The sequence below is a fragment of the Pseudomonas sp. N-1-13 genome (genome assembly GCF_057787095.1).
The window spans coordinates 391019-416782 of sequence record NZ_JBYNRI010000001.1 but is presented as its reverse complement, the minus strand read 5'-3'; the positions used below and the strand labels follow the sequence as shown (position 1 = coordinate 416782).

Annotated in this window: 13 protein-coding genes; 8 read left to right on the top strand and 5 right to left on the bottom strand. The window is 60.7% G+C overall.

Going from position 1 to position 25764, the window contains the following annotated elements; translation table 11 throughout:
* Nucleotides 1–53: 53 nt before the first annotated feature.
* A complete protein-coding gene (gene glnE / locus AC3I65_RS01875) occupies nucleotides 54–2993 on the bottom strand; it encodes a bifunctional [glutamate--ammonia ligase]-adenylyl-L-tyrosine phosphorylase/[glutamate--ammonia-ligase] adenylyltransferase (protein WP_305467191.1) in 2940 nt (979 codons plus the stop codon).
* Between the two features lie 383 nt (nucleotides 2994–3376).
* Between glnE and aceE the strand changes: the two genes are divergently transcribed.
* The 5 genes from aceE (at nucleotide 3377) to msrA (ending at nucleotide 12991) form a co-directional block, all read left to right on the top strand.
* The gene (gene aceE / locus AC3I65_RS01870; RefSeq protein ID WP_047225912.1) at nucleotides 3377–6022 is read left to right on the top strand and encodes a pyruvate dehydrogenase (acetyl-transferring), homodimeric type; all 2646 of its coding nucleotides are present in this window, start codon (nucleotides 3377–3379) and stop codon (nucleotides 6020–6022) included.
* Between the two features lie 11 nt (nucleotides 6023–6033).
* Nucleotides 6034–7671 carry a dihydrolipoyllysine-residue acetyltransferase gene (aceF, locus tag AC3I65_RS01865; protein WP_288911019.1) on the top strand — a complete coding sequence of 546 codons (1638 nt, stop codon included), beginning with the start codon at nucleotides 6034–6036 and terminating at the stop codon, nucleotides 7669–7671.
* A 310-nt stretch (nucleotides 7672–7981) separates the two neighbouring features.
* Nucleotides 7982–9376, top strand: a complete 1395-nt coding sequence (locus AC3I65_RS01860) for an alkaline phosphatase D family protein (RefSeq protein ID WP_107321429.1) — start codon at nucleotides 7982–7984, stop codon at nucleotides 9374–9376.
* A gap of 194 nt (nucleotides 9377–9570) precedes the next feature.
* Complete coding sequence (locus AC3I65_RS01855) at nucleotides 9571–12264, top strand: putative bifunctional diguanylate cyclase/phosphodiesterase (protein ID WP_047225915.1); 2694 nt, start codon at nucleotides 9571–9573, stop codon at nucleotides 12262–12264.
* Nucleotides 12265–12343: 79 nt separating this feature from the next.
* A complete protein-coding gene (gene msrA / locus AC3I65_RS01850; RefSeq protein ID WP_047226186.1) occupies nucleotides 12344–12991 on the top strand; it encodes a peptide-methionine (S)-S-oxide reductase MsrA in 648 nt (215 codons plus the stop codon).
* Between the two features lie 118 nt (nucleotides 12992–13109).
* Here msrA and AC3I65_RS01845 read toward each other — a convergent pair whose 3' ends face one another.
* The 3 genes from AC3I65_RS01845 to AC3I65_RS01835 form a co-directional block, all read right to left on the bottom strand.
* Nucleotides 13110–13949 carry a 23S rRNA (adenine(2030)-N(6))-methyltransferase RlmJ gene (locus AC3I65_RS01845; RefSeq protein WP_047225916.1) on the bottom strand — a complete coding sequence of 280 codons (840 nt, stop codon included), beginning with the start codon at nucleotides 13947–13949 and terminating at the stop codon, nucleotides 13110–13112.
* A gap of 94 nt (nucleotides 13950–14043) precedes the next feature.
* The gene (locus AC3I65_RS01840; RefSeq protein ID WP_488523422.1) at nucleotides 14044–14778 is read right to left on the bottom strand and encodes a DUF4123 domain-containing protein; all 735 of its coding nucleotides are present in this window, start codon (nucleotides 14776–14778) and stop codon (nucleotides 14044–14046) included.
* Nucleotides 14775–16832, bottom strand: a complete 2058-nt coding sequence (locus AC3I65_RS01835; RefSeq protein ID WP_488523421.1) for a type VI secretion system Vgr family protein — start codon at nucleotides 16830–16832, stop codon at nucleotides 14775–14777. The genes AC3I65_RS01840 and AC3I65_RS01835 overlap by 4 nt, the downstream gene beginning before the upstream one ends.
* Before the next feature lie 265 nt (nucleotides 16833–17097).
* Between AC3I65_RS01835 and AC3I65_RS01830 the strand changes: the two genes are divergently transcribed.
* Nucleotides 17098–17592, top strand: a complete 495-nt coding sequence (locus AC3I65_RS01830) for a DUF2165 family protein (RefSeq protein ID WP_076382946.1) — start codon at nucleotides 17098–17100, stop codon at nucleotides 17590–17592.
* Between the two features lie 92 nt (nucleotides 17593–17684).
* On the opposite strand, the gene putP is transcribed toward AC3I65_RS01830, so the two are convergent.
* Nucleotides 17685–19169, bottom strand: coding sequence for a sodium/proline symporter PutP (gene putP / locus AC3I65_RS01825; protein WP_047225920.1), 1485 nt, complete (start codon nucleotides 19167–19169; stop codon nucleotides 17685–17687).
* Between the two features lie 466 nt (nucleotides 19170–19635).
* Here putP and putA point away from each other — a divergent pair, with 466 nt between their 5' ends.
* Complete coding sequence (putA, locus tag AC3I65_RS01820) at nucleotides 19636–23589, top strand: trifunctional transcriptional regulator/proline dehydrogenase/L-glutamate gamma-semialdehyde dehydrogenase (RefSeq protein WP_076382950.1); 3954 nt, start codon at nucleotides 19636–19638, stop codon at nucleotides 23587–23589.
* A gap of 245 nt (nucleotides 23590–23834) precedes the next feature.
* Nucleotides 23835–25637, top strand: coding sequence for an acyl-CoA dehydrogenase (locus AC3I65_RS01815; protein ID WP_076382952.1), 1803 nt, complete (start codon nucleotides 23835–23837; stop codon nucleotides 25635–25637).
* The last annotated feature ends 127 nt before the right edge of the window (nucleotides 25638–25764 follow it).

Sequence of the window (25764 nt, the reverse complement as noted above, 5' to 3'; positions counted from 1 at the left end):
ATGTCGCCTGACACTCCGCCTTCGCGAGCAAGCCCGCTCCCACATTTAAATCTTCAGCTCAGCCCCAGTTCTCGCCAGATTCGCAGCACCTGCCTGCGCTCATCCACAAACTGGTCGCCTGCAATCACCCCGGCGTCTTTCTGTAGAGCCTGGCGGTGGGCGGCTGAGCGGTAGGCTTTGTAGGCCTCGCGCAGCAGGGTAGCGTCTTCGACCGGCATCAGCCCGACGTCCTGCAACCCTTCCAGAATGCGGATGTTATCGGTGTAGCGCAGCAGCGACGGGTGCTCCTCGGACCACGCCAGGGCCGCGTATTGCACCATAAATTCAATGTCGACGATACCTCCGGCATCCTGCTTGAGGTCGAACGGCGCGGTGGCTTCAAAGGCATTCGCTGCGGTTCCGGCAGCGGTGACCTTGCTGCCGAGGTTATCGCGCATCTTGGCGCGCATCTCGCTGACTTCCTGGCGCAGCGTCGACAAATCACGCTTGCGCCCCAGCACCTGGGCACGAACCTTCTCGAACGCCTGACCCACGTCCTGGCTGCCCACCAGCACCCGAGCCCGCACCAAAGCCTGATGCTCCCAAGTCCAGGCCTCGTTCTCCTGATAGCGTGCAAAAGCCCCGAGGGAGCTGACCAGCAACCCCGACGCCCCGGACGGCCGCAAGCGCATGTCCACTTCGTAGAGCTGTCCAGAGTTGGTCTGGGCCGTCAGCAAATGGATGATTCGCTGGCCGAGCCGGGTGAAAAACTGCGCGCCGTCGATGGGTTTCGGGCCATCGGTTTCCGCCTGCGGATCGCCATCGTGGATGAACACCAGATCCAGGTCGGAACCATGCCCCAATTCCAGACCGCCGACTTTCCCATAACCGACAATGATGAAGCCCGGATCGCACAGGCTGCCGTCAGTGCGCAGCGGCACGCCATACTTGGCCACGGTCTGGCGCCAGGCCAGGGCCAGCACTTGTTCAAGAATTGCTTCGGCCAGCCAGGTCAGGTAATCGCTGACTTTCATCAACGGCAGGCTGCCGGCGATTTCCGAGGCGGCCACCCGCAAACGGTGCGCGAGCTTGAAATGCCGCAGGGCCTCCATCTGCTGCTCGAGATCATCCTCGGGGATGCGTGTCAGGCGTTCACGCAACTCCGCCGCCAGTTCCGGCGCCAGGGGGGGCTTGAAAAGTCGCCCCTCGTTGAGCAATTCATCAAGCAACAGGGGAAAGCGGGTGATCTGCTCGGCAATCCACGGGCTCGCCGCGCACAGCGTCAGCAGGCGTCGCAGGGCGCCGGGATTTTCCGTCAGCAGCACCAGATAGGCCGATCGGCGCGCCACGGCTTCCACCAGCGGCAATACGCGCTCAAGCACCAGGTCCGGATTGGCATGCTCCACCGCCTGGGCCAACAGGCGCGGAATGAATGCATCCAGACGCTCGCGCCCCAGACGCTGCATGGCGCGCAATTGCGCACTGCCGCGCAGGGCGGCCAGGGCTTTGAGCGCCTTGGGTGCGTCGGCGAAGCCGCCCTCCTCCAGTTGACGACACGCCGCCCCTTCATCCTGGCTGTCTTCCCACAGCGGCAACCATTCGCCGCCCACCGTCACTTCGCTTTCGCCGTCCTGCTCTTCATCCGGGTCGGCGATGACCTGGCCGAAGTGCCAGGCTACGCGACCGCGCCAGTACATCAATTGCTCATGGAAGGCCGCCCAGTCGGCAAAACCCAGCATGAACGCAATGCGCGCCTGATCCTGCGGGGTGTCCGGCAGCATCTGGGTCTGGCGGTCGGCGATGGCCTGGATCGCGTGTTCGGTGTAACGCAAGAATTCATAACCCTGGCGCAGCTCATCGACCACCTTGGCCGGCAGATAACCCTGGCCTTCCAGGGTCGCCAGCACTTTCAACAACGGGCGCTGCTGCAAACTCAAGTCACGACCGCCATGGATCAACTGGAACGCCTGGGCAATGAACTCCACCTCGCGGATGCCGCCCGAACCCAGCTTGATGTTGTCGGCCATGCCCTTGCGCCGCACTTCCTGCTGGATCAACTGCTTCATGGTGCGCAGCGCTTCGATGGCGGAAAAATCCAGATAACGGCGATAAACGAACGGACGCAGCATGTCGAGCAGTTGCGCGCCGGCCACCTGGTCACCCGCCACCACCCGCGCCTTGATCATCGCGTAGCGTTCCCAGTCACGGCCCTGATCCTGGTAATACTGCTCCAGCGCGTTGAAACTCAGCACCAGCGCTCCGGCCGAACCATAGGGGCGCAGGCGCATGTCGACGCGGAATACGAAGCCGTCGACGGTCATCGGGTCCAGGGCCTTGATCAGGCGCTGCCCCACACGAATGAAAAACTCCTGGTTATCCAGTGCCCGCTTGGCGCCAACAGTCTCGCCGCCCTCGGGGTAGGCGAAAATCAGATCGATGTCCGACGACAGGTTCAGCTCCACCGCACCAAGCTTGCCCATGCCCAGGATAACCATGTGCTGCGGTTCACCACTGCGCCGCCCGGTAGGCGTACCGAATTGCTGACTGTGGCGCTGGTACAGCCATTGATAGGCCTGGTCGATGCAGGTATCGGCCATGTCGGAGAGATCGCGACAGGTCTGGACCAGGTCGGCCTGGCGGGTCAGGTCGCGCCAGATGATCCGCACCTGTTGGCGGCTGCGCTGGCGACGCAGGATGCGACCCAGTTCGTCTTCAGTCTCGGCGGCCTGGACGGCTGCGCCAATCTGAGCGCACATTTCGCCGGGAGCCAGGTGGCGGTCCAGTTCGCCGCTGCGCACCAGTTCCAGCAACATAGAGGGGTCACGAACACTCTGCTCGATAAAAAAATCACTGGCGGCGGCGACACGGTTGAACTCGCTCCAGCGTTCGGGCGCCCAGGTGGACAGCCCGTGGTCGTCGTCCAGGGAAGCGACCGCCGCACGGAACGACTGCTCGGCACGACTGACCAATGACTGGAGAATTGCCGGAACTTCGGTAAGCGGGGGCAGGCTCATGGTCTATCCTTGATCGGCGCGGGGAAAGGCTGGATGTAGTGTTTTTTCAACTGCCACTACCTGATCGACTGTCGAACAAAGATGATAAATAGCTGAAAATCTGATTTTATTGGCAGCCGACATCAAGTTTTTACCTGTACGAGTTGGCTAACGACCAACAGTAACGATTATTCTCACAACGAAACGAGGGGCCATAAGCCGCTCATGTGTAGTTTTACTACTCGTCTATACATTCGAAAGGCTGAAACGGCCGACGATTTGTAGTAAAACTACACGCCGCCGAAACAACCTTCGGCAATCCAAGAATTTATACCGTCTGCCCACAAGGCCAGTCGCAAACTCAGGCAACCGATTCTGGTAGCCTTTCCGCCCTGGAGCAAGCCATGCAAGACCTCGATCCCGTCGAAACCCAGGAATGGCTGGACGCCCTGGAATCGGTTCTCGACAAAGAAGGCGAAGACCGTGCTCACTATCTGATGACCCGTATGGGCGAACTCGCAACCCGCAGCGGTTCGCAATTGCCTTACGCCATCACCACGCCATACCGCAACACAATCCCCGTTACCCACGAAGCACGCATGCCCGGCGACCTGTTCATGGAACGCCGCATTCGCTCGCTGGTACGCTGGAACGCGATGGCCATGGTGATGCGTACGAACCTGAAAGATTCTGACCTGGGCGGTCACATCTCCAGCTTCGCCTCCAGCGCAACCTTGTACGACATCGGCTTCAACTATTTCTTCCAGGCCCCGACCGACGAACACGGCGGCGACCTGATCTACTTCCAGGGCCACACCTCGCCAGGCGTTTACGCCCGTGCATTCATGGAAGGCCGCATCAGCGAAGAGCAGATGAACAACTTCCGCCAGGAAGTGGATGGTCAGGGCCTGTCGTCCTACCCGCACCCTTGGCTGATGCCTGATTTCTGGCAGTTCCCGACGGTATCCATGGGTCTGGGCCCGATCCAGGCCATCTACCAGGCGCGTTTCATGAAGTACCTGGAAGCCCGTGGCTTCATTCCCGAAGGCAAGCAGAAAGTCTGGTGCTTCCTGGGCGACGGCGAGTGCGACGAGCCGGAATCCCTGGGCGCGATCTCCCTGGCTGGCCGCGAGAAGCTGGACAACCTGATCTTCGTCATCAACTGCAACCTGCAGCGCCTCGACGGCCCCGTTCGCGGCAACGGCAAGATCATCCAGGAACTCGAAGGCGTGTTCCGTGGCGCCCAGTGGAATGTGACCAAAGTCATCTGGGGCCGTTTCTGGGACCCACTGCTGGCCAAGGACGTCGACGGCATCCTGCAGCGCCGCATGGACGAAGTCATCGACGGCGAATACCAGAACTACAAGGCCAAGGACGGCGCGTTCGTCCGTGAGCACTTCTTCAACACGCCTGAACTCAAGGCAATGGTTGCCGATCTGTCCGACGACGAGATCTGGAAGCTCAACCGTGGCGGCCACGACCCGTACAAGGTCTACGCGGCGTACCACGAAGCGGTCAACCACAAGGAACAACCGACCGTCATCCTGGCCAAGACCATCAAGGGTTATGGCACCGGTGCCGGCGAAGCGAAAAACACTGCGCACAACACCAAGAAAGTCGACGTCGACAGCCTGAAGTTGTTCCGCGACCGCTTCGACATCCCGGTCAAGGACGAGGAACTGGAAAACCTGCCGTTCTTCAAGCCGGAGCCCAACAGCGCCGAAGCCCGCTACCTGAGCGAGCGTCGCACCGCACTGGGTGGTTTCGTGCCCCAGCGCCGCGCCCAGAGCTTCAGCGTGCCGACCCCATCGCTCGATACCCTCAAGGCCATCCTTGACGGCTCGGGCGACCGTGAGATTTCCACCACCATGGCCTTCGTGCGGATCCTCGCGCAATTGGTCAAGGACAAGGAAATCGGCCCGCGCATCGTTCCAATCATCCCGGACGAAGCCCGTACCTTCGGTATGGAAGGCATGTTCCGTCAGTTGGGCATCTACTCCTCCGTCGGCCAGCTCTACGAGCCAGTCGATAAAGACCAGGTGATGTTCTACAAGGAAGACAAGAAGGGCCAGATCCTCGAAGAAGGCATCAACGAAGCAGGCGCCATGAGCTCCTTCATCGCTGCCGGTACTTCGTACTCCAGCCACAACCAGCCGATGCTGCCGTTCTACATCTTCTATTCGATGTTCGGTTTCCAGCGTATCGGCGACCTGGCCTGGGCCGCTGGCGACAGCCGGACCCGTGGCTTCCTGATCGGCGGTACCGCCGGCCGGACCACGCTCAACGGCGAAGGCCTGCAACACGAAGACGGTCACAGCCACATCCTGGCTGCCACCATCCCGAACTGCCGCACCTTTGATCCAACCTACGGCTACGAGCTGGCGGTGATCATCCAGGACGGCATGAAGAAGATGACCGAAGAGCAACAGGACGTCTTCTACTACATCACCGTGATGAACGAATCCTACCAGCAGCCAGCCATGCCGGCCGGCGTGGAGGAAGGCATCATCAAGGGCATGTACCTGCTCGAAGAAGACACCCGCGAAGCGGCGCACCACGTCCAGCTGATGGGCTCCGGCACCATCCTGCGCGAAGTGCGTGAAGCAGCGAAGATCCTGCGTGAAGAGTTCAACGTCGGCGCTGACGTGTGGAGCGTTACCAGCTTCAACGAACTGCGTCGCGATGGCCTGGCCGTGGAGCGCAGCAACCGTCTGCACCCGGGCCAGAAGCCGAAACTGAGCTACGTCGAAGAATGCCTGAACGGCCGCAAAGGTCCGGTCATCGCTTCTACCGACTACATGAAACTGTTCGCCGAGCAGATCCGTCAGTGGGTTCCTTCCAAGGAATTCAAGGTGCTGGGCACCGACGGTTTCGGCCGTAGCGACAGCCGCAAGAAGCTGCGTCACTTCTTCGAAGTCGACCGTAAGTTCGTTGTGTTGGCAGCCCTGGAAGCCCTGGCTGACCGTGGCGATATCGAACCCAAGGTGGTGGCCGAGGCCATCGTCAAGTTCGGCATCGATCCGGAAAAACGCAACCCACTGGACTGCTGAGGAGAATTTCCGTGAGCGAACTCATTCGCGTACCTGACATCGGCAGCGGTGAAGGTGAAGTAATTGAACTGTTTGTGAAGGTCGGCGACCGTATCGAAGCCGAGCAGAGCATCCTGACGCTTGAATCGGACAAGGCCAGCATGGAAGTGCCTGCGCCGAAGGCCGGTATCGTCAAAAGCCTGAAAGTGAAGCTAGGCGATCGCCTGAAAGAAGGCGACGAACTGCTGGAGCTGGAAGTCGAGGGCGCCGCTGCCGCGCCTGAGGCGGCTCCTGCTGCCCCGGCAGCGGCTGAAAAGCCTGCCGCCGCACCGGTTGCCGAGGCGGCTCCCGCCCCTGCCGCCGCGCCTGCCGCTGCCACGGTCCAGGACATTCATGTTCCGGACATTGGCTCCTCGGGCAAGGCCAAGATCATCGAAGTGCTGGTCAAGGTCGGCGACACCGTCGAAGCCGACCAGTCGCTGATCACCCTGGAATCCGACAAAGCCAGCATGGAAATCCCGTCGCCGGCCGCCGGCGTGGTGGAAAGCGTCGAGATCAAGCTGGAAGACGAAGTGGGCACCGGCGACCTGATCCTGAAGCTGAAAGTGGCCGGTGCTGCGGCACCTGCTGCCCCAGCCCAGGCTGCTGCGCCTGCCGCCAAGGCCGAAGCCGCTCCAGCTCCGGCTCCGGCTGCCGCGCCTGCCGCCAAGGCCGAGACAGCTCCTGCTCCTGCCGCCACACCTGCACCCAGCGGTGCCAAGGTGCATGCCGGCCCTGCGGTGCGTCAGCTGGCCCGTGAATTTGGTGTCGAGCTGTCCGCCGTCAGCCCAAGCGGCCCACATGGCCGCGTGCTGAAAGAAGACGTGCAGACTTACGTCAAGGCCATGATGCAGAAGGCCAAGAACGCTCCGGCCGAAGGCGCTACCGGTGGTGCGGGCATCCCGCCGATCCCGGCAGTGGATTTCAGCCGCTTCGGCGAAACCGAAGAAGTGGCAATGACTCGCCTGATGCAAATCGGCGCGTCGAGTCTGCATCGCAGCTGGCTGAACATTCCACACGTGACTCAGTTCGACCAGGCCGACATCACCGAACTGGAAGCTTTCCGCGTCGCGCAAAAAGCCGTGGCCGAGAAGGCTGGCGTCAAGCTGACCGTGCTGCCCCTGCTGCTCAAGGCCTGTGCGCACCTGCTCAAGGAATTGCCGGACTTCAACAGCTCGCTGGCCCCAAGCGGCAAGGCTGTCATTCGCAAGAAATACGTGCACATCGGGTTTGCCGTCGACACCCCGGAAGGCCTGCTGGTACCGGTCATCCGCAACGTCGACCAGAAGAGCCTGCTGCAACTGGCTGGCGAAGCCGCTGCCCTGGCCGAAAAAGCCCGGAGCAAAAAGCTCACCGCCGACGACATGCAGGGTGCCTGCTTCACCATTTCCAGCCTCGGCCACATTGGCGGTACCGGCTTCACGCCGATCGTCAACGCGCCGGAAGTGGCGATCCTGGGAGTCTCCAAAGCCACCATCCAGCCCGTCTGGGACGGTAAAGCCTTCCAGCCGAAGCTGATGCTGCCACTGTCGCTGTCCTACGATCACCGTGTGATCAACGGCGCCGCCGCTGCACGCTTCACCAAGCGTCTGAGCGACCTGCTGGGCGACATCCGTACCATCTTGCTGTAACACCGGGCGGCCCTCCCCACGGAGGGCCCTTCGGACCGCTGTTTTCCGAGCGCCACGCTCGTACCTCAACCCCGCCCGTTTGGCGGGGCTTTTTTTTGCCTGAAATAAAGTCGAACTTGCAGAGCAGCCCGTTCCAGGGCCCAACTTTCCTACTGCACTTCACCTAGATGACTACGTCATCTATTGGACGTTTCCCACAACACGCGCCCCCTCTCCTATCAATATTTATCCCATGCATCGCTTTAGGATGAGTTCAGGGAAGCCATTAACTACTTACCTAAAAAACTTTAACTTCGAATGGACTCGAATGATGTTCAAACCCACTGTTGGCCCTATTGTCGGCCACACGACACCTCATCACACGCGGATATTCCTGCGAGGGGATAACGATAAGAACAGCCTGGTATTTGCCGCCATCCGTTACCGGCGCCAGGGAGATTCAATCTGGTCGAAAGGACACTTTGTTCAGTTGCATGCTTACCGCGACATGTCCGATGTCATCGTATTGAAGAACCTTCAAGCCGATACCGCCTATGAATACCAAGCCGGCTGGTTCAGCCGCCTGAGCCCTACTCATACAATCGAAACCGTTCAGGAACTGCCGCTGCAATGGCCTCGGGATATTTACCAGATGCGCACGCCGTCCAGCAAAATCGGTGCACCGCGCAGCTATATCGTGGGTTCCTGCCGCTACCTGCGGGTGACGGCCGGCGTCCCCTCCAGACCTGAACTGGGCGACCGGACTTTCGCTGGCATCAACCGCATCGTGGCCCAGGCCGACCCGCCGATCAGTGCTGTAGTGATGACCGGCGACCAGGTTTATCTAGACGATTTGAATATTGTCGCCCCGGACCGGAACCCAAAGGATATTCTTTTCAAATACCGCACCGCCTTTTCCCAGCCGCATATTAGAAAGTTGATAGCGGGAACACCGAGCTACATGATTCTCGACGATCATGAAATCAAAGATAATTGGCCTGCCAGCAAGAAAAAAGGCGACGAAAACTTTTATGCCAATGCCATGGACGCCTATGCGCTTTATCAAGCCAGCCATAGTCCGGCACATGAACTGTTAAGTGACGGAACATTAAGCAAACCATTGAGACAATGTTGGTATCAGTTCGCTCACGGCGATATCGAATGGTTCGTCACCGACAGTCGGACCCAGCGCAATCTATCGCCGGATGATCGACGTATCCTGGATCAAGCGCAGGAACGATCGCTGATCAAATGGCTGGTCAACAGTCCGGCGCGGGTCAAGTTCATCGTGACCGGCGTGATGTTCTACCCGGACCGCAAGCTCAATACCTCGGACGCCTGGCAGGCCTTCCCGGAACAGCGTCTGCGCCTGCTGGAAACCGTTCGCCGCCATCGGATCAAGAACGTTATTTTCGTGTCCGGCGACGTCCATGGCTCTCTCACCAGTCGCCTGAGTCACAGCCAGGACCCTGACTTCGAGGTACATACCATCGTTTCCTCGCCGTTTTGCAACAGCAAACTGCTTCCTTATGCCAGCGCCGCGAGTTTTATTTTTGGTGATGCCATGGCTCGGACGCCCAGCGGGGACTATCGCTATGGGTTGAGCGGCAAGGTCATCAGCCAGGACAACTTCGCCCACCTGAAAGTCACGGCGCAGAGCGTTCAGGTCACGTTTCACGACCGTGATGGCAGCCCATTACAGACAGTAGATATCCCGCTGCGCTGACGGGTGGTATAACCACCCATGCCGTCTGATCGGCGGGCGACTGGAGAAATCCCTTCGTCGGCCGATAAAAGGTTTATAGCACTTGGCCTTCATCTCTCTTGTCAGCCAGTGCCGCAATGATGCAACCTTGCGGCAGTCCGTAATAACGAGGGCGTCAGCCCGGCGCGATCAGCATTTTCGAAGCGAGTTTCCCCATGAAAAGCCAACCCGATGCCGCCAGCCGTATGGCGGCCGAGGTAGTGACGCAGTTACCGGTGCCCTCGCGGCTCGGCATGCTGCGTTTCGAACGGCTGAATGAAGCAAGCTGGGCGCTGCTGTTCCTCGACCCCAACTGCGAGCGTTACTTCGGTCTGCCGGCCGTCGAGCTTTGCTCGCTGGTCAGTTCGCCCTACGCCAGCCTGATGGAGCCCGAAGCGCGCTATCAACTCCACGATGCGATCCAGCAGCAGTTGGCCCAGGCCCCGCATTACCTGATCCGCTACACGCTCCACACCGCCAAGGGCGCCATGAATATGCTGGAAATGGGCGAGCCCTATAAACAGCACAATCGCCATCTACTACGCGGCTACCTGCTGGCCGTGGACGATTTGCTGGCAAGCGAGCCGTCGATGCCGGCCCTGGACCTGGAAACTCAAAACTCGCGCCTGCAAATTGCCCTGGAACTGAACCAGCGCGCCCAGCAGGAGCAGCTGCAACACCTGGACCGGGTGCGCGCCCAGCAGGACCTGATCCTGCTGCTGACCCGCCAGCGCTACAGCGCCAACAATTCCCTGCAGGAAGCCGCCGAGCTCATCACCCGCAGCGCCTGCGACATCTACCAGATTGATTGCGCCAGCATCTGGAACCTGGAAGATGGCCAGTTGGTGCCGATTTCGGCTTATAACCGCGCCTCCCAAGACTACTTTCTGCCGGACGTGATCAACGCCAACGAGTTTCCTGACTACATGGAGGCGCTGCAGACCTGCCGCGCCATCGACGCGCACAATGCGATGCGCGACCCGCGTACCCGGGAAATGGCCGCAAGCCTGCGCACCCGCGAAGTCAACGCCATGCTCGACGCCAGCGTTCGTATCGACGGCCAGGTGGTGGGCGTACTGTGCCTGGAGCAGATAGGCGTCACCCGCGCCTGGCAGTCCGACGAGATCGCCTTTGCCGGTGAACTGGCTGACCAGTTCGCCCAGGTCATCAACAACCACAACCGCCGGACCGCCACCAACGCCCTGCACTTGTTCCAGCGCGCCGTGGAGCAGAGCGCCAACGCGTTCCTGCTGGTCAATTGCGACGGCGTGGTGGAATACGTCAACCCCAGCTTCACCGCCATCACCCAATATTCCACCGAGGAAGTCCACGGCCAGCGACTGTCGGAACTACCGGCCCTGGAAAACCTCAGCGAGCTGCTGTTCGATGCACCGTCGGCCCTCGCCCAGAGCAATAGCTGGCAAGGTGAATTCAAGAGCCGACGCAAGAATCTGGAACCCTACTGGGGCCAATTGTCGATTTCCAAGGTCTATGGCGATAACCGTGAACTGACCCACTACATCGGCATTTACGAAGACATCACCCAGACCAAACTGGCCCAGCAGCGCATCGAGCGCCTGGCCTACACCGACAACCTGACCAACCTGGGCAACCGCCCGGCGTTCATCCGCAACCTCGATGAGCGCTTTGCCCGGGACAGCGATTCGCCCATCAGCCTGTTGCTGGTGGACATCGACAACTTCAAGCGCATCAATGACAGCCTCGGCCATCAGACCGGCGACAAGCTGCTGATCAGCCTGGCCCGCCGCCTGCGCAACAGCCTGAGCCCCAGCGGCAGCCTGGCACGGTTCGCCAGTAATGAATTCGCCGTACTGCTGGACGACACCGACCTGGAGGCCGGGCAGCAGATCGCCAGCCAGTTGCTGATGACGCTCGACAAGCCGATGTTCGTCGATAACCAACTGATCAGCGTGACCGGCTCCGTGGGCCTGGCCTGCGCGCCACTGCACGGCCGCGACCCCCAGACCCTGATGCGCAACGCCGGACTCGCCCTGCACAAGGCCAAAGCCAACGGCAAGCATCAGGTCCAGGTATTCACCGAGGCGCTGAACGCCGAGGCCAGCTACAAGTTGTTCGTGGAAAACAACCTGCGCCGCGCCTTGACCCAGAACGAGCTGGACGTGTTCTACCAGCCAAAACTGTGCCTGCGCAGCGGTCGCTTGCTGGGCATGGAGGCGCTGCTGCGCTGGAACCATCCCGAGAAGGGCATGATTCGCCCGGACCAGTTCATCAGCGTGGCCGAAGAAACCGGCCTGATCATCCCCATCGGCAAATGGATCGCCCGTCAGGCATGCCGCATGAGCAAGCAATTGACCGCCGCTGGCCTGGGCAACCTGCAAGTGGCGATCAACCTCTCGCCCAAGCAGTTCTCCGACCCGGACCTGGTCGCCTCGATCGCCAGCATCCTCAAGGAAGAACAACTGCCGGCCCGCCTGCTGGAACTGGAACTGACCGAAGGTCTGCTGCTGGAGGCCACCGAAGACACCCACCTGCAGCTCGACCAACTCAAGCGCCTGGGCCTGACCCTGGCCATGGACGACTTCGGCACCGGTTACTCATCCCTGAGTTACCTGAAAAAATTCCCGATCGACATCATCAAGATCGATCGCAGCTTCATCCACGAGATTCCGGACAACCAGGACGACATGGAAATCACTTCCGCGGTGATCGCCATGGCCCACAACCTGAAACTCAAGGTGGTGGCCGAAGGTATCGAAACCGCACAGCAACTGGCGTTCCTGCGGCGCCACCGCTGCGACGTCGGCCAGGGCTACCTGTTCGACCGACCGATCCCCGGCGCGGAGCTGATCGAGAAGCTCAAGCGTTATCCGCGCGGCCCAATTGCCTGACAAGCGGTGTAACACTCGGGCACACTGACGGTCTCATTGCTTACATTCGCTCAACTCAATCTGACTGAGAGGACTGATGATGGTCTTGCGCTCGGAAATCCTGGTGAACAAAAACGTGCTCCCTACTCAAGAACAAGCTCTGCCTGGCCGCGAAACCCCAATGACCGTGCCGGAAAAACACTTCGTCCACGATGCGCCGCTGCTGGGTCCGTTTGCCATGGACGTGGATTTCGCGATCTTCGGCCTGGGCTGTTTCTGGGGCGCGGAACGCAAGTTCTGGCAGCGCGAAGGCGTGGTCAGTACAGCGGTGGGTTACGCCGGTGGCTTTACGCCGAACCCGACGTACGAAGAAGTCTGCTCGGGCCTTACCGGCCACAGCGAAGTGGTCCTGGTGGTCTACGAGCCAGAAAAAGTCAGCTACGAGCAGCTTCTGAAGATGTTCTGGGAGCTGCACAATCCGACCCAGGGCATGCGCCAGGGCAATGACATCGGCACCCAGTACCGCTCGGTGATCTATGCCACCAACCCAACCCAACTGGCTGCCGCCAAGCACAGCGCGCAAGTATTTCAGGCTGAATTGACCAAGGCCGGCAAAGGCGTCATTACCACCGAAATCGAAGAAGCCCCGACGTTCTTCTTCGCCGAGGCCTATCACCAGCAATACCTGGCGAAGAACCCTGAAGGTTATTGCGGAATTGGCGGTACGGGCGTGACTTGCCCGATCTGACTTTTTGCCGCTGAAAAGCTTCGCGAGCAAGCCCGCTCCCACAGGGTTCTGAGTCTGACCAATGTGGGCGCGGGCTTGCTCGCGAAGGCGCCCTATCAGACGGTATCAATGCATCTGATCAGCTTTCAGCGATCAGCCAATCCATCTGCCAGCCGCCCTGGGTCTGCCCAAGCTTCTTCGACAACCAAGGCAGCAGCTCGCGCAATTCCTCCTCCAGCCCCCATGGCGGATTGGCAATCGCCAAGCCGGAGCCGTTCAGGCTATTGGGCGTGGCCAGCGGATGCACCAGCAATTCCACTCGCAACAATTTCGGCGCACCGGTGCCGGCCAGGTCCTGATAGAAACGGCGCAACAGCCGCTGGTCCTTCACCGGGTACCAGATTGCTGCCACTGTCTGGCGCATCCGGCCGATGGCCTCCTTGAGTGACGCCGCACAGCGTTGCATCTCGTCCAGCTGTTCAAAGGGCGGATCGATCAGCATCAGGCCGCGCTTTTCCGCCACCGGCAGCAGCGCCCGGGGCACATGCCAGCCTTCGCCCAAGTGCACCGCCACGCGACGATCGCCTTTCATGTTGTCCTTGAGCAGCACACCGTCTTCTGGATGTTTTTCGTTCAGAAGTACCCGATCCTGCGGACGGGTCAGGCGCCGCGCCAGTTCCGGTGACCCCGGGTAGTAACGCAACTGCCCGTCCGGGTTCATTTCGTGCAGCACTTTCATGTAGTCGGCGGTCAGGGCGGGCAGATCCTCCTGGCCCCACAACCGCGCGATGCCTTCAAGGTATTCGCCGGTACGATTGGCCTGGTCGCCCTGCAAGTCGTACAGCCCGATGCCCGCATGGGTATCGAGATAGGCGAAGGGCTGCTCCTTGCGCGACATCAAAGCGATGAGACGGGTCAAGGTCAGGTGTTTGAACACATCGGCGTGATTGCCGGCGTGGAAGGCGTGGCGATAATTCATGGCGGCTCCTGCGAAGGCCGAGGAGTTTACCTTGAAGCGCGCCCAACGTCAGGGGGTTGCAGCCGAGCGGACGGGCCGTGACCACACCCGGTGGTCATCTGCCCAATTCCTGCATCAAGTATTCTTGCAGGGGGGCTTTTGGCCCATGGACCATCCCTGGCTCCCCAAGAAAATGCCTGATCTTGCAGCGCAGGATGCTCTCGTCGGCCTGTTCGAACAGATACGGATGCTCTTCGCTCAACCACTTGAGCAAGTTATTGAGCAGGCAGTCCGTCGTATCCCCGGCCAGTTCCTGCAACAACAGCGCAGGCACTTCCCACCAGGGGAACGCCCGGGCCGGGCGCAGGGCATTTCCCGGGATCTCGAAAGACCGACCGTTGATCAGGCAACGGCTGATGGCGGGCAACAGCTGGCTGACCTCCACCGCATCCGATCGCAGGATCGGCTGGATAAAACGCCCATCCCAAAAGCGGAAAAAAACCGACTTGCCACTGGGCAGCAGAACCTGGGTGAGCCCACGCAGATGTTCGGCAAGGCTTTGCTGGCTGCAAGCGGTCACCGCCAGCCAGCCCCAATCAAGCGAGTCGGTCGTCGCGACCCAGTCAAGAAACTCGCTGTCCGGGGCGACAGCTCCGACATAGGGCATGACCGTTTCCCAGTCGGCGTAAGGCGTATCGGCCCAGATCGGGCTGGGCGCCACCGTCATCGAACGCCTCCAGGCCATCAGCGGCCCGGCGGTGCTGGCGCTGCTGAAAATGGCGTAGAGCTGCTCGGATGCCTGCAAGGGGTGTTGCTCAAGCCAAGCGCGGGGAGATTGACCGGTACTCATGGACGCTCCTGGACACCAGCCCGCCTGGGCATCACCGGCAATGGTTCGCAGACGCCTCCTTTGCAACGCTCACACTCCTCACAGAATGGCGCCTGGCCCTGCAGGCTGAAAACTTGCGCGAGGGAAAGTTGCGCGGCTGCGGCCGCGACAAGTGCTTCGGGACTGCCAGGTGAACCTGGCGCGGCATTCCTGGCCGTCATCGGTGCCCCACCCACCTGGATCGGCACGCTGCTGAAGATCCCCCCAGCCCCGATGTTGATCCAATGCCCGCCGGCCTGAATGGTCGCGCTGACGCCGCCATCCAGTACCACTTGCTGCCCGGCGCTGACGTGAAATTGCTGGGTGGCATTGAGGGCCTGACTGGTTACCCGAATATGCCGCTCGCCGGCCACCACCAGATGATCATCCTGCCTGACCTCAACCTGGCGCTGACCATGGGTGATGCGCAACTCATCGGCCTTGAGCTCATGCCGCGCGGTGCCGGTGACGACGATGCTGCGTTCGTGATCAACCTGAACCCGCTGATCATGCAGCACATGCTGGGTCCAGTTGCGTTGAGCCCGCAGGTAAATCTCCTCGGCGCCCTGGCGATCCTCGATGCGCAATTCGTTATAACCGCCCCCGCCAGGGCTGCTCTGGCTGCGCAATATGCTGCGGGTTTTATCGGCCGGCAGGTCCAGGGGCACCGGGGTCGCGCCGTTCGGCAGGCAGCCCACGACCAATGGCTTGTCCACATCACCGTCGATGAAACCCACCAGCACCTCCATGCCGACCCGGGGAATCATCACGCTGCCATAGCGATCATGGGCCCAACCCGTGGCCACCCGTAGCCAGCAACTGGAGTGCTCGTCGCGCTGACCGTGGCGATCCCAGATCAGTTGCACCTTGACCCGTCCGTATTCGTCGCAATGGATCTCGCTGTCCACCGGCCCCGTCACCACCGCCGACTGATAACCGTGGGCGGCTGGCTTTTCGTGGGACAGGGGCGGACGAAAGAAAACATCCCAGGGGGTGGCGAGGAACGTATTGCTGTAGCCCTGGAACTCATCCGGACTGTCACCGACCGTTTCCTCCAGCACTTGTGGCTGGCGACCATGGTGGGTGACTTGCGTGAGCAGCCAGAGATCGTTCCATTGCGCTCGGGGATGGCCTTTGATTTGGAGGAAGTGCCCACTGACGAGTGCGCATTGGTCGCTGCGCCCCTCGGCCAGACGGTGGTCGGCGCCATGGCGCTCCAGTGCGCGCCGGGTAAGGTGCCGGCCATGGTCGCGATCGGAAAACCGGCCGGGGTAGTGATACGCCTCCAGAGCCGGTTGCTGCTGACTGTCCAGACTGGTTTGCAACAGCAGACCGGGCTTTTGAAAATCGTAGTCACGCAGCGTCACCGCCGTGGTCCGGGTCTGTAGACGCACAGCCAGGCGCTTGATCGCCGGCTCGCTGGCGGCCATGCCACTGCCGGGCAGATACAACGTCGCCTCGGGCAGGCGGGGAAACACCGTCTGGTCGTCACCGAACACCAACAGATGGCCGTCGCGGCTGTGCCGGAAGTGATAATGGATCCCGGCCTCGGCGCAGATCCGCCCGATGAAGGCCAGGTCGCTTTCACCAAACTGCACACAGTATTCGCGTTCGGGGTATTGCCCACCGAGGTTGAACTGGAACGCGTCACCCTGAATCCCGTGATCCGTCAAGATCAGGGTAATGATTGACGGCACGCTCAGGTGCTGGAAAATCCGCTGGTTGATTCGATGGTCCAGGTAAGCCAGGCGTGGTACCAGACTGATCTGGTAACGGGTCAAGCGCTTGCCCGAGTCGCCTTGGGCCGCGCTATAAACCTGGCCGTGTATGCCCCGCCCCTGATCATCAAAAGCCAGAAAGGCCTGACGATGCAGGAGGTCTTCCAGCGCCAGATCCGGCCGCTCACTGACCAGTTCCAGATCAAAGCAATAGGGTTGACTGATGGCTTCCTTGCCCCTGAACTCAAGCACCTTGAGTTCATTCGGCCCGCTGTCGAGTGCCAGGGTGAAACGCGGTTGGTTGGCAGGCGCGAACATCCGATGTGCCTCTGCTGAATAAAAGCGGGCGATTCTGCATGAGCACCAGGGAGAGTTGATCGGACCTCAGGAAAAACAGAATTGCCTTACATTCAAGGAGATTAAAACCGCATTGCCCGCTGCGTTTTCCGACAGACATTCCGCGCATGGTGGTGACCGAAGTCGCCGCAGGAAACAATCAGCAAATTCCTACAACCTGACGGCCTCAGGACCGCACTGGGCCGTGCTAACGTCCTTTCGTCGCAAAAAGCAAAGGACGCAACCCATGACGACTCGCTACGCAAAAATCGCAATGACCCTGGCTCTCGCCGCTTTCGCCTTGCTGACCGTGTTCAACAACATCACGGACTACCATTCCAACTTCAATTTCGTCCATCACGTGCTGAGTATGGACACCACCTTTCCCGACAATGCCGCGCGCTATCGCGCCATCGACCAGCCTTGGGCATGGCACGGCGCCTACTGGCTGATCATCCTTGGCGAAGCGCTCACCGCAGGCTTGCTGGGCTATGGCGCGCTCGAACTATGGCAGGCACGTAAAACCCCGAGCGTGGTTTTCGCTCAGGCCAAACGCTGCGCCATCATCGGTTTGACGGTGGGTTTCTTCGTCTGGTTCTTTGGCTTCATGGTCGTCGGCGGGGAATGGTTTCTGATGTGGCAATCAGAAATCTGGAATGGCCAGGACGCAGCCTTCAGGTTCTACATGGCGCTACTGGGCGTGCTGATATTTCTCAATCAGCCCGACACAGAGCTGGACTGATGCCCATAAAAAAACGGCCCGTCTCCATGGGAGGACGGGCCGTTTCTCTATTCAGAACCTTCGCGCGAGCCGTCAAGGCCTCGCTGGAGGTCTTACTGGTTCAGGCGAAAATCTTTCTCAGCCGCTTCGAAGCGCTGCAGCATACCGGCGGTAGGCGAGCCCATCTTGCTGACGAAGTAGATAGCCAGGCTGGCGAAGATGAAGCCTGGGATGATTTCGTACAGGCCCAGCAGCTCGAAGTGTTTCCAGACGATCACGGTGATCGCCCCCACCAGGATGCCTGCCAGCGCGCCGTTACGGGTCATGTTTTTCCAGATCACCGAGATCAGGACAACAGGACCGAAGGCAGCACCGAAACCGGCCCAAGCATAGCTCACCAGACCCAGGACACGGTTCTCCGGGTTGGCAGCCAGGAAGATGGCAACCACTGCCACCAGCAACACCATGGCGCGGCCGACCCAGACCAGCTCCAACTGGGAAGCATGCTTGCGCAGGAAAGCCTTGTAGAAGTCTTCGGTCAGGGCACTGGAGCACACCAGCAACTGGCAGCTCAGGGTGCTCATGACAGCTGCCAGGATCGCCGACAGCAGCACACCGGCCACCCATGGGTTGAACAGCAGCTTGGCCAGCTCGATGAACACACGCTCAGGGTTCTCGGTCACGGGGCCGGCCACTTCCGGGTGCGCCGAGAAGTAAGCGATACCGAAGAAGCCGACAGCCACGGTGCCGCCCAGGCAGAGAATCATCCAGGCCATCGAGATACGACGAGCCTTGGCGATGGACTTGACCGAGTCAGCAGCCATGAAACGCGCCAGGATGTGCGGCTGGCCGAAGTAGCCCAGGCCCCAGCCCATCAGCGAGATCACGCCGATGAACGTGGTGTTTTTCAGCATGTCGAAAGCAGTAGGATCTTTCGCTTCGATGGCCAGGAACGTGGTGTCCACGCCGCCGGTCGCCAGCAGCACGATGATCGGCGTGAGGATCAGCGCGAAGATCATCAGGGTCGCTTGTACGGTGTCGGTCCAGCTCACGGCCAGGAAGCCACCAATGAAGGTGTAGGCAATGGTTGCCGCCGCACCGGCCCACAGCGCTGTCTCGTAGGACATGCCGAAGGTGCTTTCAAACAGACGGGCACCGGCCACGATGCCGGAGGCGCAGTAGATGGTGAAGAACACCAGGATCACCACCGCAGAGATGATCCGCAGCAGGCCGCTGGTATCTTCAAAACGGCTGGAGAAGTAATCCGGCAGTGTCAGCGCGTCACCGTTGTGCTCGGTCTGTACCCGCAGGCGACCGGCCACGAACAGCCAGTTCAGGTAGGCACCGATGATCAGGCCGATGGCGATCCAGCCTTCCGACAGGCCGGACATGTAGATAGCACCGGGCAAGCCCATCAACAGCCAGCCGCTCATGTCGGAGGCACCGGCGGACAATGCAGTCACGACGCTGCCCAGGCTGCGACCGCCCAGGATGTAATCGGAAAGGTTATTGGTGGAGCGATAAGCCATCAGGCCGATCAGGACCATTACAGCGATATAGATCACGAAAGTGATCAGGGTGGGATTACTAACACTCATGAGTTACGCCCTGGCTTTGTTTTTATGTAGCGGTGGCAGTAGGAAGCGTCGACAAGACAACCATAGACCTTGCTTGACGTTTCCAGGACCCGCGAATTTATGACTGATGTTTCCCCAGGAAAGCCATCAGCCGATGCCCCTCGGCTTCGAGCCGGTTGCACCTTGGCGACGAATGCTATTCAACAAATGAAATAAGGTGCAACCAGTTTCGCTCGATTCAGTTGCACCCAGTCGGTTTTTTCGCCAAATGACCGTTTTTTGCTCCCTTTTAGTGCGGTATCAACCTTTGGCTAGAAGCCAATGCACTAAGCAGAAGCACCGCTCACGCCGCGAATTTTGCTTTCCTGATGAGCTGCTTATTTTTTCGACGAAAAAAGGTTGCACCCGGTTGCACCTCGGCCAGCTCGCAGCTAATCTTGCCGCCAGCTGATGCCACGCGATACGTGGTAAACATGAGGATAAAAATATGGCTACCACCACCCTTGGGGTCAAACTCGATGACCCAACCCGCGAACGCCTCAAGGCGGCCGCAACCTCGATTGATCGCACGCCCCACTGGCTGATCAAGCAGGCAATTTTCAATTACCTGGAAAAACTCGAGGGTGGTGCAACCCTGACCGAACTGAACGGTTCGACCCGCGCCGACAACGATGAAGCCGGCGACGTCCAGGTCGACCACGCGCACCAGTGCTTCCTGGAGTTTGCCGAAAGCATTTTGCCGCAATCGGTCCTGCGCGCCTCTATCACCGCCGCTTACCGTCGTCCGGAGCCGGAAGTGGTGCCGATGCTGATCGAGCAGGCGCGCCTGCCGGCCGACATGGCCGAAGCCACCAACAAACTGGCCTCCTCGATTGCTGAAAAACTGCGCAACCAGAAGAGTGCCGGCGGCCGTGCCGGTATTGTTCAGGGGCTGTTGCAGGAGTTTTCCCTGTCGTCCCAGGAAGGCGTGGCGCTGATGTGCCTGGCCGAGGCGCTGCTGCGTATCCCGGACAAAGGTACTCGCGACGCACTGATCCGCGACAAGATCAGCACCGGCAACTGGCACCCGCACCTGGGCAACAGCCCATCGCTGTTCGTCAACGCCGCCACTTGGGGCCTGCTGCTGACCGGCAAACTGGTCGCCACCCATAATGAAGCGGGCCTGACTTCCTCCCTGAGCCGCATCATTGGCAAGAGTGGCGAGCCGATGATCCGCAAGGGCGTCGACATGGCCATGCGCCTGATGGGCGAGCAGTTCGTCACCGGTGAAACCATCGCCGAAGCCCTGGCCAACGCCAACAAATTCGAGACCAAGGGTTTCCGCTATTCCTACGACATGCTGGGTGAAGCCGCACTCACCGAACATGACGCCCAGAAGTACCTGGCCTCGTACGAACAAGCCATCCACTCGATCGGCAAGGCGTCCCACGGCCGCGGGATTTATGAAGGTCCGGGCATTTCCATCAAGCTCTCGGCCCTGCACCCCCGCTACAGCCGAGCCCAGTACGAGCGCGTCATGGAAGAGCTGTACCCGCGCCTGCTGTCGCTGACCCTGCTGGCCAAGCAATACGACATCGGCTTGAACATCGACGCCGAAGAAGCCGACCGCCTCGAACTGTCCCTGGACCTGCTGGAACGCCTGTGCTTCGAACCACAACTGACTGGCTGGAACGGCATTGGCTTCGTGATCCAGGCCTATCAGAAGCGTTGCCCGTACGTGATCGACTACGTCATCGATCTGGCCCGCCGCAGCCGTCACCGCCTGATGATCCGCCTGGTGAAAGGCGCCTACTGGGACAGCGAGATCAAGCGCGCCCAGGTCGAAGGCCTGGAAGGCTATCCGGTCTATACCCGCAAGGTGTACACCGACGTGTCCTACATCGCCTGCGCGCGCAAACTGCTGTCGGTGCCGGAAGCCATCTACCCGCAATTCGCCACGCACAACGCCCATACCCTGTCGGCCATCTACCACATCGCCGGTCAGAACTATTACCCGGGCCAGTATGAGTTCCAGTGCCTGCACGGCATGGGTGAACCGCTGTACGAGCAGGTTGTAGGCAAAGTTTCCGAAGGCAAGTTGAACCGTCCGTGCCGCGTGTACGCTCCGGTCGGCACCCACGAGACACTGCTGGCTTATCTGGTTCGTCGCCTGTTGGAAAACGGTGCCAACACCTCGTTCGTCAACCGCATCGCCGACCAGTCCATTTCCATTCAGGAGCTGGTGGCCGATCCGGTTGCCAGCATCGAGCAGATGGCAACCCTGGAAGGCGGTTTCGGCCTGCCGCACCCGCGCATCCCGCTACCGCGTGACCTGTATGGCAGCGAGCGCGCCAACTCCAGCGGCATCGACCTGGCCAACGAACATCGCCTGGCCTCGCTGTCCTGCGCCCTGCTGGCTACCGCCCATAACAACTGGAAAGCCGCGCCGATGCTCGGTTGCGCAGCCAGCGAAGAAACACCGGCACCGGTGCTGAACCCGTCCGATCACCGTGACGTGGTCGGCCATGTGCAGGAAGCCACGGTCGCTGACGTCGACAACGCCATCCAGTGCGCCCTCAACGCGGCGCCGATCTGGCAGGCCACGCCACCGGCCGAGCGCGCTGCGATCCTGGAGCGCGCCGCCGACCTGATGGAAGGCGAGATCCAGCCGTTGATGGGCCTGCTGGCCCGCGAAGCCGGCAAGACCTTCGCCAACGCCATCGCCGAAGTGCGTGAAGCCGTGGACTTCCTGCGTTACTACGCAGTGCAGGCCCGCAACGACTTCACCAACGATGCCCACCGCCCACTGGGCCCGGTGGTCTGCATCAGCCCGTGGAACTTCCCGCTGGCGATTTTCAGCGGACAAGTGGCCGCCGCGCTGGCCGCCGGTAACCCGGTACTGGCCAAGCCTGCCGAGCAGACGCCGTTGGTGGCTGCCCAGGCCGTGCGCCTGATGCTCGAAGCCGGTATTCCGGAAGGCGTGCTGCAACTGCTGCCGGGCCGTGGCGAAACCGTCGGAGCCCGTCTGGTGGGTGACGATCGGGTCAAAGGCGTAATGTTCACCGGCTCCACCGAGGTCGCTCGTCTGTTGCAGCGCAACATCGCCGGGCGCCTGGACAACCAGGGGCGGCCGATCCCGCTGATCGCCGAAACCGGTGGCCAGAACGCAATGATCGTCGACTCCTCGGCCCTGACCGAACAAGTGGTCATCGACGTGGTGTCTTCAGCATTCGACAGCGCCGGCCAGCGTTGCTCCGCCCTGCGGGTCCTGTGTTTGCAGGAAGACTCGGCCGACCGCGTCATCGAAATGCTCAAGGGTGCCATGGCTGAATCGCGTCTCGGCAACCCGGAGCGTCTGTCGGTAGACATCGGCCCGGTGATCGATGCTGAAGCCAAGGCCGGTATCGAGAAACACATCCAGGCCATGCGCGACAAAGGTCGTACGGTTTATCAGATGGCAATCGCCGACAGTGCCGAGTGCAAACGCGGCACGTTTGTGATGCCGACCCTGATCGAGCTGGAAAGCTTCGACGAGCTGCAGCGTGAGATTTTTGGCCCAGTGCTGCACGTGGTGCGCTACAAGCGCAAGGAACTGGATCAACTGATCAACCAGATCAATGCCTCCGGTTATGGCCTGACCCTGGGCGTACACACCCGCATCGACGAGACCATCGCCAAGGTGATCGATAACGTCCATGCCGGTAACGTCTATGTGAACCGCAACATCGTGGGTGCCGTGGTCGGCGTGCAACCGTTCGGTGGCGAAGGCCTGTCGGGCACCGGTCCCAAGGCCGGTGGTCCGCTGTATCTGTACCGCCTGCTGTCGACACGGCCTACCGATGCGATCCAGCAGTCGTTCGTCCGTGACGACGCCCTCAACGCGCCAGACCTGCGCTTGCGTGACGCCATGAGCAAGCCGCTGACCGCCCTGCAAGCCTGGGCAGACAGCCAGAAACTCGCCGAATTGAGCGCCCTGTGCGTACAGTTCGCGGCTCAGTCGCAAAGCGGTATCACCCGCCAACTGACCGGCCCGACCGGCGAACGCAACAGCTACGCCATTCTGCCCCGCGAGCACGTGCTGTGCCTGGCGGACGTAGAGGGCGATCTGCTGACGCAACTGGCCGCGGTGCTGGCGGTAGGCGGCTCGGCTGTTTGGCCGGAAACCGACACCAGCAAAGCTCTGTTCGCACGCTTGCCGAAAGAAATTCAAGCGCGCATCCAGCGGGTTTCCGACTGGGCCAAGGACGAAGTGGCTTACGACGCCGTCCTGCATCATGGCGACTCGGATCAACTGCGCAGCGTTTGCCAGCAAGTGGCCAAGCGTGCCGGCGCCATTGTCGGAGTCCAGGGCTTGTCCCAGGGCGAAACCAACATCGCACTGGAGCGCCTGGTGATCGAACGGGCGTTGAGCGTCAACACCGCTGCGGCGGGTGGCAACGCCAGCCTGATGACCATCGGCTAAACCGCTGTAGACCAGGCATCTGCAATGGGTGCCTGGTCATCAAAATCCCTGTGGGAGCGAGCCTGCTCGCGATAGCGGTGGATCAGTCGACAACATTCCTGACTGACCCACCGCTATCGCGAGCAGGCTCGCTCCCACATTTAGATTAGTGTTGCCCTCACCTCTGCATCACTGCCATCAATCATCCTGTTCAGCCTCTATTGCCACGCCTAGACTCGGCCCATTCTAAAAAAAGGTAAGCCGCCATGTCCGAGACGTTGCTCAGTTCCCGAAATCTGGCTTTCGAGCTGTATGAAGTCCTTGATGCCGAGGGCTTGACCCAGCGCGAGCGGTTCGCCGAGCACAATCGCGAAACCTTCGACGCGGCCATCGGCACCGCCCGCAGCATCGCCGAAAAATATTTCGCACCGCATAACCGCAAGAACGATGAAAACGAGCCGCGCTACGAGGACGGTCAGGCGATCCTGATTCCGGAAGTAAAGCCGGCGGTGGATGCCTTCCTGGAGGCCGGTTTTCTCAATGCCGCACGCAGTTTCGACGCCGGCGGCATGCAATTGCCGACGCTGCTGTCCCAAGCCTGCTTCGCGCACTTTCAGTCGGCCAACGCCGCTTCGACCTCTTACCCGTTCCTGACCATGGGCGCGGCGAACCTGATCGAAAGCTTCGGCAGCGAGGAGCAGAAACAACGTTTCCTGCAACCGATGATCGATGGTCGCTTCTTCGGCACCATGGCCCTGACCGAACCCCACGCCGGATCTTCGCTATCGGATATTCGTACCCGTGCGGAGCCGGCATCCGACGGCACTTATCGGCTCAAGGGCAACAAGATCTTCATCTCCGGCGGCGATCATCCGCTGTCGGAAAACATCGTGCACATGGTCCTGGCGAAACTGCCGGACGCGCCACCCGGCGTTAAGGGCATCTCGCTGTTTATCGTGCCCAAGTTCCTGGTCAACGACGACGGCAGCCTCGGCCAGCGTAACGACGTGCTGCTGGCCGGGCTGTTCCACAAGATGGGCTGGCGCGGCACCACCTCCACGGCGCTGAACTTCGGCGACAACGGCGAATGCGTCGGTTACTTGGTAGGAAAACCGCACCACGGCCTGAGCTACATGTTCCAGATGATGAACGAAGCGCGGATCGGCGTTGGCATGGGTGCGGTCATGCTGGGTTACGCCGGCTACCTGTATTCCCTTGAATACGCCCGCGAACGTCCGCAGGGCCGGGTGCCCGACAGCAAGGACCCCACCACCGCTCCCGTGGCGATCATCCAGCACGCCGATGTACGTCGCATGCTGCTGACCCAGAAGGCCTACGTTGAAGGCGCATTTGACTTGGGCCTGTACGCCGCACGCCTGTTCGACGACACCACCACCCTTGAAAGCGAAGCCGAGCGCAGACGCGCCCATGAGTTGCTGGATCTGCTGACCCCCATCGTCAAATCCTGGCCATCGGAGTTTTGCCTGAAAGCCAACGAACTGGCGATCCAGATTCTGGGGGGCCACGGCTATACCCGCGAATACCCGGTCGAACAGTATTACCGCGACAACCGCTTGAACCCGATTCACGAAGGCACCCACGGCATCCAGTCCCTGGACCTGCTGGGACGTAAACTGGCGCAAAACGGCGGTGCAGGGCTCAAGCAACTGATCCGCCTGGTGGCCGACACCAGCGAACGCGCCCAGGCGTACGAATCATTGGCGGCGTTGCGTCAGCCGCTGGAAGCCCTGGTGGCGCGCCTGCAAACGGTGACCCTGGGCCTGCTGACGGACCTGGCCCAAGGCAAGGTCAACAGCAGCCTCGCCAACTCGGCGCTGTATCTCAAGGTGTTTGGGCACATGGTGATTGGCTGGCGCTGGCTGGAGCAGGCGATTCGGGCCGAGGAAGGCCTGGCCAAGGGGAACGCAGCGGACACCGACTTCTATAAAGGCAAGCTGCAAGCAGCGCGGTATTTCCTGACCTGGGAAGTCCCAGGTTGTCAGCATGAGCTGGCGCTGCTTGAGGCGCGGGATGATACCTGCCTTGGGATGCGGGATGAGTGGTTCTGATCCAGTTCTTGCGGCGCGGCTGAAATCCAATCGCGAGCAGGCTCGCTCCCACAGTGGATCGGCGGTGAACACGGATATTGCGTTCACTCAGCCCCATGTGGGAGCGAGCCTGCTCGCGATGACTTAA